The 13,538-nt window shown below is 61.8% G+C and carries 13 protein-coding genes; 7 read left to right on the top strand and 6 right to left on the bottom strand.

Annotation, left to right across the window (positions count from 1 at the left end; genetic code table 11):
* Positions 1 to 150 precede the first annotated feature (150 nt).
* Both IAE37_RS01235 and IAE37_RS01240 read left to right on the top strand, forming a co-directional pair.
* Entirely contained in the window at positions 151 to 1,938 is a 1,788-nt protein-coding gene (locus IAE37_RS01235) for a thiamine pyrophosphate-requiring protein (RefSeq protein WP_201167627.1), read from the top strand.
* A gap of 52 nt (positions 1,939 to 1,990) precedes the next feature.
* Positions 1,991 to 2,530, top strand: coding sequence for a type 1 glutamine amidotransferase domain-containing protein (locus tag IAE37_RS01240; RefSeq protein ID WP_201167628.1), 540 nt, complete (start codon positions 1,991 to 1,993; stop codon positions 2,528 to 2,530).
* A gap of 60 nt (positions 2,531 to 2,590) precedes the next feature.
* Here the strand turns inward: IAE37_RS01240 and IAE37_RS01245 are convergent, their stop codons facing one another.
* A complete protein-coding gene (locus IAE37_RS01245) occupies positions 2,591 to 3,115 on the bottom strand; it encodes a hypothetical protein (protein ID WP_201167629.1) in 525 nt (174 codons plus the stop codon).
* A 194-nt stretch (positions 3,116 to 3,309) separates the two neighbouring features.
* On the opposite strand from IAE37_RS01245, the gene IAE37_RS01250 reads away from it, so the two are divergent.
* Complete coding sequence (locus tag IAE37_RS01250) at positions 3,310 to 4,167, top strand: SDR family oxidoreductase (RefSeq protein WP_201167632.1); 858 nt, start codon at positions 3,310 to 3,312, stop codon at positions 4,165 to 4,167.
* 91 nt (positions 4,168 to 4,258) lie between these two features.
* Here the strand turns inward: IAE37_RS01250 and IAE37_RS01255 are convergent, their stop codons facing one another.
* Both IAE37_RS01255 and IAE37_RS01260 read right to left on the bottom strand, forming a co-directional pair.
* On the bottom strand, positions 4,259 to 4,492 hold the full coding sequence (locus IAE37_RS01255) for a hypothetical protein (protein WP_201168562.1): 234 nt from the start codon (positions 4,490 to 4,492) through the stop codon (positions 4,259 to 4,261).
* A 357-nt stretch (positions 4,493 to 4,849) separates the two neighbouring features.
* Positions 4,850 to 5,350: a peroxiredoxin gene (locus tag IAE37_RS01260; protein ID WP_201167633.1), complete on the bottom strand. Its 501-nt coding sequence runs from the start codon at positions 5,348 to 5,350 to the stop codon at positions 4,850 to 4,852.
* A gap of 174 nt (positions 5,351 to 5,524) precedes the next feature.
* Between IAE37_RS01260 and IAE37_RS01265 the strand changes: the two genes are divergently transcribed.
* From IAE37_RS01265 to IAE37_RS01275, 3 genes are all read left to right on the top strand, one after another.
* Positions 5,525 to 6,037, top strand: a complete 513-nt coding sequence (locus IAE37_RS01265) for a ProQ/FinO family protein (RefSeq protein ID WP_201167635.1) — start codon at positions 5,525 to 5,527, stop codon at positions 6,035 to 6,037.
* A gap of 469 nt (positions 6,038 to 6,506) precedes the next feature.
* The gene (locus IAE37_RS01270) at positions 6,507 to 7,829 is read left to right on the top strand and encodes an NAD(P)/FAD-dependent oxidoreductase (protein ID WP_201168491.1); all 1,323 of its coding nucleotides are present in this window, start codon (positions 6,507 to 6,509) and stop codon (positions 7,827 to 7,829) included.
* Positions 7,830 to 7,910: 81 nt separating this feature from the next.
* Complete coding sequence (locus tag IAE37_RS01275) at positions 7,911 to 8,150, top strand: twin-arginine translocase TatA/TatE family subunit (protein ID WP_201167637.1); 240 nt, start codon at positions 7,911 to 7,913, stop codon at positions 8,148 to 8,150.
* A 67-nt stretch (positions 8,151 to 8,217) separates the two neighbouring features.
* Here the strand turns inward: IAE37_RS01275 and IAE37_RS01280 are convergent, their stop codons facing one another.
* A complete protein-coding gene (locus IAE37_RS01280; RefSeq protein ID WP_201167639.1) occupies positions 8,218 to 8,451 on the bottom strand; it encodes a hypothetical protein in 234 nt (77 codons plus the stop codon).
* 193 nt (positions 8,452 to 8,644) lie between these two features.
* Between IAE37_RS01280 and IAE37_RS01285 the strand changes: the two genes are divergently transcribed.
* Positions 8,645 to 10,756 (top strand): TonB-dependent siderophore receptor, encoded by a 2,112-nt coding sequence (locus tag IAE37_RS01285; RefSeq protein ID WP_236409719.1) that lies wholly within the window; start codon positions 8,645 to 8,647, stop codon positions 10,754 to 10,756.
* A 217-nt stretch (positions 10,757 to 10,973) separates the two neighbouring features.
* Here the strand turns inward: IAE37_RS01285 and IAE37_RS01290 are convergent, their stop codons facing one another.
* A complete protein-coding gene (locus IAE37_RS01290; protein WP_201167642.1) occupies positions 10,974 to 12,158 on the bottom strand; it encodes a M20 aminoacylase family protein in 1,185 nt (394 codons plus the stop codon).
* Between the two features lies 1 nt (position 12,159).
* Positions 12,160 to 13,461, bottom strand: coding sequence for an MFS transporter (locus tag IAE37_RS01295; protein WP_201167645.1), 1,302 nt, complete (start codon positions 13,459 to 13,461; stop codon positions 12,160 to 12,162).
* Positions 13,462 to 13,538 lie beyond the last annotated feature (77 nt).

The raw sequence follows: 13,538 nt of genomic DNA on the forward strand, positions 1-13,538 counted from the left end.
CTCTCAGGGGCAGCTGTAGCTTAGGCAATTTTCTTGTGCAGCCGCTGCCGGCCCCCAGGCTCCAATGGGAGGACCTGCCTCCACACGTTTGAAACTTTCCCGTCCCGGGCCCAGTCAAGACGCCTATCGATCACAGGACGGGAGAAAGCAATGACCAGCACGGTAGGCGACTTTCTGGTGGAGCGCTTGTATCAATGGGGGGTACGGCGCATCTTTGGCTACCCAGGCGACGGGATCAACGGTGTATTCGGTGCACTGAGCCGGGCCGAGGGCAAGATCGAGTTCATCCAGGCCCGCCACGAGGAGATGGCCGCCTTCATGGCCAGTGCCCACGCCAAGTTCACCGGCGAACTCGGCGTGTGCATCGCCACTTCCGGCCCGGGTGCTTCGCACCTGCTGACCGGCCTGTACGATGCACGCATGGACCACCAGCCCGTCCTGGCCATTGTCGGACAGCAAGCGCGCGCAGCGCTCGGCGGGCACTACCAGCAGGAGTTGGACCTGCTGTCGATGTTCAAGGACGTCGCAGGCGCGTTCGTCCAGCAGGCGTCGACGCCAGAGCAGGTGCGCCATCTGCTCGATCGTGCAGTGCGCACCGCCGTCGGCGAGCGCCGGGTCACCGCCATCATCCTGCCCAACGACCTTCAGGACCTGCCGTACGACGAGCCACCCAGGGCTCACGGCACGCTGCATTCCGGCGTCGGCTACAGCAAGCCCAGGGTGGTGCCCTTCGACACCGATCTGCAGCGCGCCGCCGAGGTGCTGAACGCCGGACGCAAGGTGGCGATACTGGTCGGGGCCGGGGCCCTGGGGGCGACCGAGCAGGTCATCGCGGTTGCCGAAAAACTCGGCGCGGGCGTCGCCAAGGCGCTGTTGGGCAAGGCCGTACTGCCGGACGATCTGCCCTGGGTCACCGGCTCGATCGGCCTGCTCGGCACCGAACCCAGCTACCAGCTGATGAGCGAGTGCGACACCTTGTTGATGATCGGCTCCGGCTTCCCCTATGCCGAATTCCTGCCCAAGGAAGGTCAGGCCCGCGGTGTGCAGATCGACCTGCAACCAGACATGCTCAGCCTGCGCTACCCGATGGAAGTCAACCTGGTCGGCGACGCCAGGGAAACCCTGCAAGCCCTGTTGCCGTTACTCGAGCACAAGCCCGAGCGGCGCTGGCGCGACAAGATCGAACGCTGGCGGACAGATTGGGACAAGACCCTGGAGAAACGCGCGCTGGCCTCGGCCGATCCGATCAACCCACAGCGCGTGGTACACGAGCTCTCCCCTCGCCTGCCCGACCAAGCCATCGTCACCAGTGACTCGGGGTCGTGCGCCAACTGGTTCGCTCGCGACCTGCAGATCCGCCAGGGCATGCAATGCTCGTTGTCCGGTGGGCTGGCCAGCATGGGCGCCGCCGTGCCCTATGCCATCGCGGCGAAGTTCGCCCATCCGCAGCGTGCGGTGGTGGCCCTGGTGGGTGACGGAGCGATGCAGATGAATAACCTGGCCGAGTTGATCACCGTAGCCAAGTACTGGCGCCAGTGGGACAACCCCCAGTGGATCTGTGCGGTGTTCAACAATGAGGACCTCAACCAGGTCACCTGGGAGCAACGGGTGATGGAGGGCGATCCGAAGTTCGAGGCCTCGCAGTCGATCCCCGACGTGCCCTATCACCTGTTCGCCATTTCCATCGGCCTGCAAGGCATCTACGTCGAGCGCGAGGAAGATGTCGCCGGCGCCTGGGAACGTGCGTTGTCGGCCGATCGGCCGGTGTTGATCGAATTCAAGACCGACCCTGATACGCCGCCTTTGCCACCGCACATCAAACTCGAGCAGGCCAGGAAATTTGCCAGCACCTTGCTCAAGGGCGACCCGAATCAAGCCGGGATCCTCGCACAAACTGCCAAGCAGGTGCTTGGCTCGGTGCTGCCGGGTAAGAAATGAGAAATGGATGGAAGCCCACCCTGTCAGATCTACAGAGAACGGAGACTAACCGATGAATGCGAAACTGAACGGCAAGCGCGTGGCGTTTCTGGTCACCGATGGCTTTGAACAAGTCGAGTTGACCGGCCCGCGTGACGCCTTGGAAAAGAACGGCGCCGTGGTCGACATCCTGGCCGACAAGGAAGGGACTGTGCGCGGCTGGAATCACGACAAGCCTGCCGACGAATTTACCGTGGACGCAACGTTCGACAGTGCCCAACTCGATCTCTACGACGCCATCGTGCTCCCTGGCGGCGTACAGAACTCCGACACCATTCGGCTGATACCCGGCGCCCAGAAGCTGGTGAAAAGTCATGACTCTGCCGGCAGGCCGCTGGCGGTGATTTGCCACGGCGCCTGGTTGCTGGTCTCGACCGGCTTGGCCCAAGGCAAGCGGATGACCAGCTACAAGACCTTGCAGGACGATATCCGCAACGCAGGGGGCAACTGGGTGGACGAAGAAGTGGTGGTGGATGGCAACCTGATCAGCAGCCGTCAACCGGACGATATCCCGGCCTTCAACGAGCAGCTGATCAAGGCGCTGGCTGGCTGACCTTCACAGCGGAGCCTGGCCCCCGGCACCTATGTGTATGCCCACCGGGGGCCGCAACTGTCAGGCCAGTTGGATGAACACCGAATAGCTACCCAAGAGTACCCAGAACACCAGGAAGATCCACGGCGTCCGTAGCGAGAACAGCAGAGATTTTCGATGACCTGCCCGGGAAGTTTCTGCTTCGCAGAACAGCGGCGACTCGTCATAGGCCAACCCCATCATCGGCTCGCTGCGCAGCAGATGGCTTTGCTTGAGTTGCCAGTGATCGATGATCTTGTAGGCCGCCCGGATGCCAGGCCAGGCATTGAGTGAGCTCAGCACCCCCAGCAGGGTCAGAAACGCCGGCACGATCAAGGTGAACATCTCGCCCCACCCTTGATTGAGGTTGCCCATGGACGAGACGAAGGCGATGACCAGGAACGACTGAGCAGCCAGATAGGCGTCGGTGCGATTGGCCAGGATGCTGGTTTCGTACTGGATTTCACGCCGGTAGAAATCCAGCCGTTCCTTGGGAGAGCCGAACATCTTGGCATTGTGTTCACTGATTTCATGCTCCGGCGTCGCTGGGGTGATGATTCGTGGCACCTGTTCCTCCTGCAGTCAGGCTCCGGGCAAGATGAAAGCGAGGAGCTCAGTGCGGTAGAACGGGTGATGCAGGGCAAAATTCAATCCGTTTTCGCCGCACACCGCTCGTCGTGACGACAGCGCATCGAAACCAACCCACAGCGACGGCCCCCTTCAAACAGGTATGAGCGTTCTCAACTGAAGGAGCTTCTACCGTGCGAGACTTCCCTACTCCCCCATTCCCTTCACAGCCTCAAGATGTTCCCGGTTCACAACGCAAGATGGACCCCTATCCGGATTGCGGTGAGCAGTCGTACACCGGCCACGATCGCCTCGCGGGCAAGATCGCGCTGATCACCGGTGCCGACAGCGGTATTGGCCGGGCTGTCGCCATCGCCTACGCACGCGAGGGTGCCGATGTGGCTATCGCCTACCTCGACGAACATGAAGACGCACAAGAAACCGCGCGTTGGGTCGAAGCCGCTGGCCGGCAGTGCCTGCTGCTACCTGGAGACCTTGCGCAGAAACAGCATTGCTACGACATCGTCGACAAGACCGTCGAGCACTTCGGTCGTATCGACATCCTGGTCAACAACGCGGCGTTCCAGATGGCCCATGAAACCCTGGAAGAGATCGACGACGACGAATGGGTGAAAACCTTCGATACCAATATCACCGCGATTTTCCGCATCTGCCAGGCGGCATTGCCTTCCATGCCGAAGGGCAGTTCGATCATCAATACCAGCTCGGTGAACTCCGACGATCCATCTCCCAGCTTGTTGGCCTACGCTGCCACCAAGGGTGCCATCGCCAACTTCACCGCAGGCTTGGCCCAGTTGCTGGGCAAGAAAGGCATTCGGGTCAACAGCGTGGCACCTGGCCCCATCTGGACGCCCCTGATTCCATCGACCATGCCCGATGAGGCAGTCAAGAACTTCGGTTCCAGCTACCCCATGGGCCGTCCTGGGCAACCGGTGGAAGTCGCGCCGATCTACGTGCTGTTGGGTTCCGACGAGGCCAGCTACATCAGTGGGTCACGTTATGCGGTGACCGGTGGCAAACCCATTCTGTGATCCGAGGAGGCTCGCCAGGCGGCGAGCCTCCCCACTGCTTCAGCGATCGCTGCCCGAGTCTTTGCGAGGCTGATGGTCACGTCCCGACCGATCACCGTACCCAGATGGCCTGGCGCTGGTCGATGGCGGGAACGGCTTCCTGGTCGCGTCGGGCTGTTAGCCATTGCCGCATCTGGCCGGTATCGAATATCTGCCCTTCCTCCATCATCACCAGGATCAGCGCCTGGGACATTCGATAATGCCCGCACTGCGAGCACTGCCGCTCTTCCCAGCCATGGATGCACTCGACGGATTCAGCCTGGCCTGCGCAAATCAGACAACTCATGTAACCCCCTTCTTGTTCTTTTTCACCGGAGCATGGGGTGAATGGTGACGCAAGGACGCGATCATCGCTCAACATGAGATTTCCGTGCCAACACTAAATTCCGTCTATTTCACCTGCCGATTATCGACCCTATGAACCCTGCATCCGACCGACCACTCCATCTTTCATATCTGGCGGCGTGAGTAAGTACTTCAAGACGTAGTTTGACTGGGGCTGATCGTCCTGCAGGTGGTTCCATGCCTGATGAACCTCAGGGGCTGGAAAAAGAATACAGGTGCCAGTCTCCAGTCCTGACCTGGGTGGCCGGATTGCACCCTACCCGCTCAAGGTAGGGCCCCGGTCTTTAGCAGGCTCCGCCTAACGCACCACCGCCAATAGGCTCGCCGCATCGCTGAGCTCGAACTTACCGGGTGCTTCGACTGCCACATGGGTGACGATCAAGTCGTCCACCACCATGGCGTAACGCCGTGAACGACGCCCCAGCCCACGCCCCGAAAGATCCTGAATCAGACCCAGGGCTTCACTGAACTCGCCATTGCCATCGCCGATCATCCTGACCGTGTCGCCCACCTGCAGGCTGTTGCCCCAGGCGTTCATGACGAAAGCATCATTGACCGAAATGCAGAGGACTTCGTCGACGCCAGCCTCAGCCAACGCTTGTGCCGAAGCCACGTAGCCAGGGACGTGCTGCTCGGAGCAAGTGGGCGTGAACGCACCCGGCAAGCCGAATATCACCACTTTCTTCTGCTTGCAGCGCTCGCGAATGGAGAAGGCGCTCGGGCCGATCGCGCAGACGCCTTCGTCGTTGTTGTATTCGTACAGCGTGACATCGGGCAGTTGATCGCCAGCTTTGATCATCGTTGTGTCCTGAAATAAGGAGGGGTCGCGCCTGCTAGAATGCAGGATTCCAGCGACCGATGGGAGCCTGGCGACAACCACTGAGTCGATCCCGGGCAGGCTCGTTGATGACTGCATCCGCCTCAAGCGATATCCTTGCGTCACGCAATCAACCTCAAAGCAGTGAATTGAACGATGGGTTTTGAACAACTAGCCGAGCTACGTGACCGCCTGCGGGCTGAAAAACAACAGGCAAAGACCGATAGCGCGCCCCCAGCCAAGCGCAAGCCCGCTCAGCAGGCGAAGCCGCGGGAACGCGACCCGGCGGTGGAAGCGATCTGGCCATTGCAGAAGCATTTTCCATTGGCCTTCCCTGTCAACCCGGCGCCCAAGGTTCCACTCAAGGAGGGCATTTTCAAGGATGCCGAGCAACACCTGGAGCTGCTTGGCATCACCCGAGAACAGCTCAAGCTGGGCATTTCTACCTGGTGCCGCGGTACCCGGTACTGGGCAAGCATGGTGGAGAATGCGCCGCGCCTGGACCTGAACGGCCAAGCTGCCGGCACGGTTACCGCGGCTCAGGCCTTGCATGCCAAGCAGCAGGCGGCACGGCAGCGTCGCCCAGACCGTAAACAGCGCGCCAAGAAAACCTCGGCGGCTGCACCGGCAAACGTCACCGACGCCCCACTGGAACAGGTTACAGAGTAAATCCAGAGGCCCTGAGCACTCAGGGCCTTGACACCTACCCCTCCTCCCCGCCCCACCGTCACCTGCTACAACCTTCCCCACTCCGCGAATCTCCCGTGCACCCTCATTGCTCAAGGGCGGCTCCCCTGCATCCTCGATCTAGGCCATTGCGTCATTCGTGCTTTCTTGCCAGTGCACAGAGGCAGATTGACGCACCCCAAAAACCGATCATACAATCTGTATACACACTGTATTCTTTATGAAAAGCAATGCAGTGCATCGATCGGCCGGGCGCGGCCCTGCCGTCGGTCGACCCTGGAGGCACGACTTCACAGTCGCCAGCGCTACCAAACACCTTTGACTGAGATGGATGCAAATGGCAGTTACACGCAGGAATGTTCTTATTGGAGCCGGGGTTGGTGCCGGTGTCGTCGCGGCGGGTGGCGCAACCGCGCTGCTCAATGACGGTATCCCGGCCGACCCGTCCTCGCTGGTACGCGTCGACGCGTTGCCGCGTGACGATTCGTCCCCAGGCTGGTTCCACACCAGTCGCGTACGCCAACCGAAAGCCCCTCTGGTCGGCGATGACCAGGCGCCCTGGGTGGTGATCGGTGGCGGCTTCACCGGCTTGGCCGCTGCCCGCCAACTGGCCCTGAACTTCCCGCAGGATCGCGTGATCCTGGTCGAAGCGCAGCAGGTCGGCTTCGGCACCTCCGGCCGTAACGCCGGCTTCCTGATCGATGTCCCCCACGACATCGGTGCGCCGGACTACATCGGCGACAAGACCAATGCCAAGAACATCCTGCACCTGAACCAGCGTGGCCAGGGTATCCTTCGCGACCTGGTCGCCGAGCACAACATCGTCGATGCCCACCTGCGCCATTCCGGCAAGTACCAGGCAGCCATCGAGGACAAGGGCATCGCCGTGCTCAATGCCTACCGTGGCGGCCTGGAAGCCCTGGGCGAGAAGGTCGAGCTGATCGAAGGCAACGAGCTGAAAGACCACATCGGCACCTCGTTCTACCGCAAGGCGCTGTACACCCCTGGCACCATGCTGGTCCAGCCTTCGGCGCTGGTAAAAGGCCTGGCCGACAGCCTGCCGGAAAACGTCGTGCTATACGAAGACACCCCGATCACCGCTGTCGACTACGGCCAGAAAATCGTGCTGCATCACCCGACCGGGCGTATCACCGCCGACAAGTTGATTCTCGGCAACAACCACTTCGGTCAACATTTCGGCTTCCTGGAAAACCGCATGTTGCCGATCTTCACCTACGGCAGCCTGACCCGCCCGCTGACCCCGGCCGAGCAAGCCAGCATCGGTGGTCACGAGTTCTGGGGCGTGATCCCGGCCGACCCGTTCGGCAGCACCCTGCGCCGCACCCACGACAACCGCATCCTGGTACGCAACAGCTTCAGCTTCAACCCTGACGGCCGCTCCAAGGATGGCTACACCGACAAGGTCCGCGTCGCTCACCGCCAGTCGTTCGAGCGCCGCTTCCCGACCCTCACCGATGTACAGTTCGAACACACCTGGGGCGGTGGCCTGGGGATGACCCGCAACGGCGCCGGCTTCTTCGGTGAACTGCGTCCTAACGTCTACGGCGCGCTGGCGTGCAACGGCCTGGGTACCGTGCGCGGTACCGCCACCGGCACCCTGCTGGCCAACATGCTGGCAGGCAAGATGGAGCCCCTGACCGAGTTCCTGCTGTCTGCGCCGAAGCCCAACTGGAATCCGCCACAACCGATGCTGTCGATGGGGGTGAACTTCACCCTGCGCACCGGCCAGGCGAAAGCCGGGCTCGAAGCCTGACCCCTGCAGGCTGGCGCCCGCGCGCCAGCCTGCCCTCATTTGCCGTTCGACGAATCCGATACATCGACGGTGGAGAACATCATGGGAATTTTTGATTGGAAACACTGGATCGTCGTTTTGGTCGTCGTGGTCCTGCTCTTCGGCACCAAGAAGCTGAAGAACCTCGGCGGCGACCTGGGTGAGTCGATCAAGAGCTTTCGCAAAGCCATGAACGATCAAGAGCACTCGCCAACCACAGCGCCGGTGTCAGCGGGACAGGTGTCTCAACCGCAGAGCAACGCACATCAGCGGCAAGGCCACACCCTCGACCGCCAGGCCTAATGGCCCAAAGCGCCGCGAACGCACGTGAACGACGGATGACTGCCAAGCGCCGAGGCTCTGGCAAACCTCAGCCATGCCCCATGCGGCTCGACCCACTCACGCCCTGCTGGGCATTGCGCAGGGTGCATTCGCACTCCGCTTCGGCGCGAGTCGCGACGTTGAGGTTCACGCGGACCTTGTCGCGCGTATCGTAGAGGTCATAACCCGCACCCGGTCCACTGGGGAAGCCGATGCGTCGGGGAAACAGCTCTTTCTCCAAGGGTACGGCGGGCACCACCACGAAGCGTGTCTGCATGATCATCCCTCTTCGGCAGCGTTTAAGTATTAGTCTTAATATTTAAAAGCTTCAAGAAAACTCATGATCGAGCGCTGGAGGTCCCAGGAGCAGATGTGACGAAATGTGAAAAAATTGTCGAAATGTGATGCGTATCTGAGTTAGATTCTCATTCAGATTTCCAAACACATTCCGTTACCATTTCCCTAGGAATTTCTCCTTGAAACGTCACATCCCTGCCAGCCTGCTGCTAGTCGGCGCCTGCAGCGCCCTGCCCCTCGCCCATGCCGCCGATGACCTGACACTGCCCGCCACCGAGATCGTCAGCACCAACGAAAGCGTCGATGGCGTCAGCCAGGGATATGAAGGCAAGGCCTCGTCCACCACCACCAAGTTGGGCCTGACCGACAAGCAGACGCCCCAGGCGGTGACCACCATCACCCGCCAGCAGTTGGACGATTTCAAGATCAACGGCATCAAGGACGCTTTGCGCGCAGCGCCATCGGTCACTGTCGAGCAGACCGAATCCGACCGTACCGAATTCACCTCCCGCGGTTTCGATATCAACACTTTCGAATTTGACGGCATGGGCATGCCCTTCACCGGTACCGTGCTGGTGGGCGAGCTGGACCTGGCGGAGTACGAGCAGGTCGACATCCTGCACGGCGCCAACGGGCTGATGAGCGGCGCCGGCAACCCATCCGCCACGGTCAACTTCGTGCGCAAGCGCCCGACCGACACCTTCCAGGCCCAGGTCGGCACCAGTGTCGGCTCATGGGACAACCGCCGCATCGACGTCGATGTGTCCGGGCCGCTGACCGACAGCGGCAATGTGCGTGGTCGCTTCATCTACGCCCACGACAAGGGCAATTCGTGGATGGACCGCTACAGCCACGAGCGCAACATCGCCGCCGGCCTGCTGGCCTTCGACGTGACCGATGCCGACACCGTGACCGTGGGCTTCTCCCAGCACAACAGCGATTCCAACGGCAGCACCTGGGGCAACCTGCCGCTGGCCGACAGCTCAGGCAACCCTATCCACTACAGCAGCCGCAGCAGCAACATCGGCCAGCCTTGGACCTACTGGAACCTGCACACCCAGCGGGCCTTCGTCGAACTCAAGCATGACTTTGGCAACGACTGGAACGCCACGATTACCGCGTCCGGCGTGCAGGAGAAGCAGAATACCAACATGCTCTACGTGGGTTCGGTCGACGGTGACGACGCCGATGCCTACGCCAACCACACCAGCACCGAAGCTCATCAGTTGCTGGGCGAGGCCAAGGTGCAAGGCCCGTTCAGCCTGTTCGGTCGCGAGCATGAGCTGACCTTCGGCGCCGCGTATGGCCGGACCCATCTGAAGGGCCACGAATACGACGAAGATCTTGCTAACTTCAGCGAGTTCCACACCTCTTGGTCGGGCGTCCTGGCAGGCAACACGCCAATGCCATCGTTCGGTGTCACCAGCGAGGACTTGTCGCAGAACTTCCAGGACACCCAGAAGAGCCTGTTCGCCGGTGCCCGCTTCAGCCTGGCCGACGACTTGCACTGGATCGCCGGTGCACGCATCCTCAGCGCCGACGGCAAGGGTGAAAGCTATGGTGCCGACCACTCCACCCGCGAGCACGGCAAGGTAACGCCCTACACCGGCCTGGTCTACGACCTGAACGATGCGTGGAGCGTGTACGGCAGTTGGACCAAGATCTACGCCCCGCAATACAACGTCGCCGATGCAAATGACAAGCCGCTCGATCCCCTCGAAGGCAAGAGCATGGAAGTCGGCCTCAAAGGCAGCGTGATGGACGAGCGCCTACACGTGACCGCCGCAGTGTTCAAAACCGAGCAACGCAACGTGGCCGTGGCTGCGGACTTTGTGAACGGTCGCCAACAGTACACGGCCGACGAGTTCAAGAGCCACGGCGTAGAGCTGCAAGCCACCGGCGAAGTGATGCCGGGCCTGGACCTGCTGGCTGGCTACACCTACGTGCGCATCGACAACGATGATGGCGACCGCGCGCGCAAATACGTACCGTCCCACGCCTTGCGCGGCATGGTTACCTACCGCCTGCCGGCCCTGCCGCAGATGAAGGTCGGTGCCCGCGTCAGCTGGCAGACCAAGGTGGAAAACGACGACAACAGCGCCATCAAGCAGAACGCCTATGGCCTGGTCGACCTGATGACCAGCTACGACATCGACAGCAACTGGAGCACGTCGCTGAACCTGAACAACGTCACCGACCGCAAGTACCTGCTGTCGCTGTACAACAACGCCACCACCGCCAGCTATGGCGCACCGCGTAACCTGACGGCCTCGGTGACCTGGAAGTACTGATCCAACCTCAGCCCCGCGCAAACGGGGCTGAAACTCTTCGCGGATAAACCCGCTCAACACCCCGGTGTAGGAGCGGCCTTGCGCCGCGAAGGGGCGCAACGCGGCCCCAGGATCTTTGCGACACCGCTGGAACCCTGGGGCCGCTATGCGGCCCATCGCGGCACGAGGCCGCTCCTACAGCCGAGACGAAAAGCCCTCCAGACGCTGCAATGCCCCTTCAGCCCAGGTAATCCTCTACCCACTTCACCCAGCAATCGGCGCCAATCTTCACCAACGCATCGTTGAAGTCGTAGTGCGGGTTGTGCACCGAGCAGCCATGAAACTCGCCCGTGCCATTGCCGAGCATGAAGTAACAGCCCGGCCGCGCCTGCAGCATGTAGGCGAAGTCCTCCGTCCCCATGACCTTCTTCGGCATCCTGGCCAGCAATGCCCCCTCGGCGAACAACGGCCGAAGGCTCTCACGCAGCAGCTCGCTTTCATGCTCGCTGTTGCACAACGCTGGCGCCAGCTGGGTGAACTGGACATCGATGTCCACGCCGAAGCTCTGCGCATGGCCACTGGCCAACGCTTCGATGCGGCTGTTGATCTTCTGCTGGGTTTCGGCCGTGTCGGTGCGCACGCTCAGCAGCATGCAGGCCTCGTCGGGGATGATGTTGTAGACGGTACCGGCCTGGATCATGCCGATGCTGATGACCGCATATTCCTCGACGCTCAGGTTGCGCGACTTGATGGTCTGGATGCCACTGATCAGGCTGTTCAAGGCCATCACCGGGTCCACCGAAAGCTCCGGCATCGCACCATGCCCGCCCTTGCCAGTGATGCGGATGCTGACTCGCTCGGAAGAGGCCATGGTCGGCCCGGCCTGGACCACGCAGGTGCCCACCGGCATGCCGGGCATGTTGTGCAGCGCATACACCGAGTCACACGGGAAGCGCTCGAACAGGTCGTCGTCGATCATCGCCTTGGCCCCGGCCAGCCCTTCTTCGTCGGGCTGGAAGATCACGTTCAGCGTGCCATTGAAGTTGCGTGTGGCCGCCAGTCGCGCAGCGGCCGCCAGCAGGATCGCGGTGTGCCCGTCATGGCCACAGGCATGCATGCGGCCGGGGATCTTGCTGGCATGGGCGAAGGGGTTCTTCTCGCTCATGGGCAGCGCGTCCATGTCGGCGCGCAAGCCGATGCTGCGCGGGCTTTCGCCCACCTTCAACACCCCGACCACGCCATGCCCGCCCACATTGCGGTGCACTTCAAAGCCGAACGACTGGAGCTGGTCGGCAACCAGCGCCGCGGTATCCGGGGTGTCGCCACCCAGCTCCGGGGCGGCATGGATCTGCCGGCGGAGGGTGACGAACGTGTCCAGTTCCGCTACCGGTGGCTGTGGTTGATTGCTCTGGAAAGTACCCATCTCACGCGCATCCTTTGTTTTCAGGGAAAGACTTGAGGCAAGCCAGGCTGACAATGCCCCCAGCCAAGAGGAAATAGGCCGGTGCCAGCGGGGTGCCCAGCGCGGCAATCAGCCAGGTCGCGACCAGCGGCGAAAAGCCGCCGAAAATCGTCACACCCAAGCTGTAGCTGACCGAGGTGCCAAATGAGCGCCGGGCTTTTGGAAAGCCTTCCATGATCAATGCGAAGAAGGCACCGGCACCGATGCAGGTCGGCAGGATCAACACGGCCACGCACATCATCGCCAGGCCCAGGTGCTGCACCTGCCCGAGCAGGTGGAACACCGGCAGGGTCAGGACCACCGGCGTGGCGACCGTCCACACCAGCAGGCGCTTCCTGAGCTGGTACTTGTCGGCGAACCGCCCTGCCAACGGGCAGATGATCGCCATGCAGCCGCTGCTGATGCAGGCGATCGCCATCGCGCTGCCCGCTGGGTAATGTAAGGCGGTGGTCAGGTAGGTGGGCATGTAGAACACGAACAGGTACATGCCGATGGTCGAGCTGGCCATCAGGCCGATGCCTTGCGCGATGCGCTTGAGCAGTTCGCCATCCAGCTTCTGCTGGCCCTCCTGCGCTGGCGCAGCCTCATGGGTTTCCGGCAAGCGCGTACGAATGTACCAACCGACCGGGCCGATCAGCAGCCCGAAGATGAACGGGATGCGCCAGCCCCAGCTCTCCAGCGCAGCGGGCTCGAGCACCTGGCTGAGACTGAAACCGAAGCCGGCGCCCACCAGCGCCGCATAGCCCTGGCTGGCAGCCTGCCAACTGACGCTCTGGCAACGCTTGCGGACCGAACTGGACTCCATCAGGAACACCGACGCGGTACCGATCTCGCCACCCGCCGACATACCCTGGATCAAGCGGCCGGCCACCAGCAGCAACGTGGCAAAAATACCGATCTGCGAATACGTAGGTGCGAAGGCGATCAGCGCAGTGCCCAAGGTCATCAGGCCGATGGTCAGGCTCAGCGCCGCCTTGCGTCCATGCCGGTCGGCGTAGCGACCAATGACCATCGCCCCGACCGGGCGCATCAGGAAGCCGACGCCAAAGGTGGCCAGCGACATCAACAGCGACGCCATCGCCGAGTCGGAAGGAAAGAAATGCTTGCCGATCAGCACAGCGAAGAAGCTGTAGATCGTGAAGTCGTACATTTCCAGTGCATTGCCCAGCGAGCAGGCAATCAGGGTCTTGCGCGAGGAAGAGGCCTGCACGGCGCACTGCGGGCTCGTCTGCATGATTGGCGGTGCGGGTAGCGGTCTAGTCATTGTTATCTCCGATGGCAAATCACGGCTTGCAGCGACTATCAGCCAATCGGGCAGCCAACACACTTGCAGTTTCGGCA

Source organism: Pseudomonas sp. S31, assembly GCF_016648105.1.
Taxonomy (GTDB): domain Bacteria; phylum Pseudomonadota; class Gammaproteobacteria; order Pseudomonadales; family Pseudomonadaceae; genus Aquipseudomonas.

Bases quoted from the DNA above. Each gene is read 5' to 3' on its own strand.
- IAE37_RS01235 (WP_201167627.1), top strand. From the start codon at position 151: ATGACCAGCACGGTAGGCGACTTTCTGGTGGAGCGCTTGTATCAATGG.
- IAE37_RS01240 (WP_201167628.1), top strand. From the start codon at position 1,991: ATGAATGCGAAACTGAACGGCAAGCGCGTGGCGTTTCTGGTCACCGAT.
- IAE37_RS01255 (WP_201168562.1), bottom strand. From the start codon at position 4,492: ATGAGTTGTCTGATTTGCGCAGGCCAGGCTGAATCCGTCGAGTGCATC.
- IAE37_RS01260 (WP_201167633.1), bottom strand. From the start codon at position 5,350: ATGATCAAAGCTGGCGATCAACTGCCCGATGTCACGCTGTACGAATAC.
- IAE37_RS01265 (WP_201167635.1), top strand. From the start codon at position 5,525: ATGGGTTTTGAACAACTAGCCGAGCTACGTGACCGCCTGCGGGCTGAA.
- IAE37_RS01275 (WP_201167637.1), top strand. From the start codon at position 7,911: ATGGGAATTTTTGATTGGAAACACTGGATCGTCGTTTTGGTCGTCGTG.
- IAE37_RS01280 (WP_201167639.1), bottom strand. From the start codon at position 8,451: ATGATCATGCAGACACGCTTCGTGGTGGTGCCCGCCGTACCCTTGGAG.
- IAE37_RS01290 (WP_201167642.1), bottom strand. From the start codon at position 12,158: ATGGGTACTTTCCAGAGCAATCAACCACAGCCACCGGTAGCGGAACTG.
- IAE37_RS01295 (WP_201167645.1), bottom strand. From the start codon at position 13,461: ATGACTAGACCGCTACCCGCACCGCCAATCATGCAGACGAGCCCGCAG.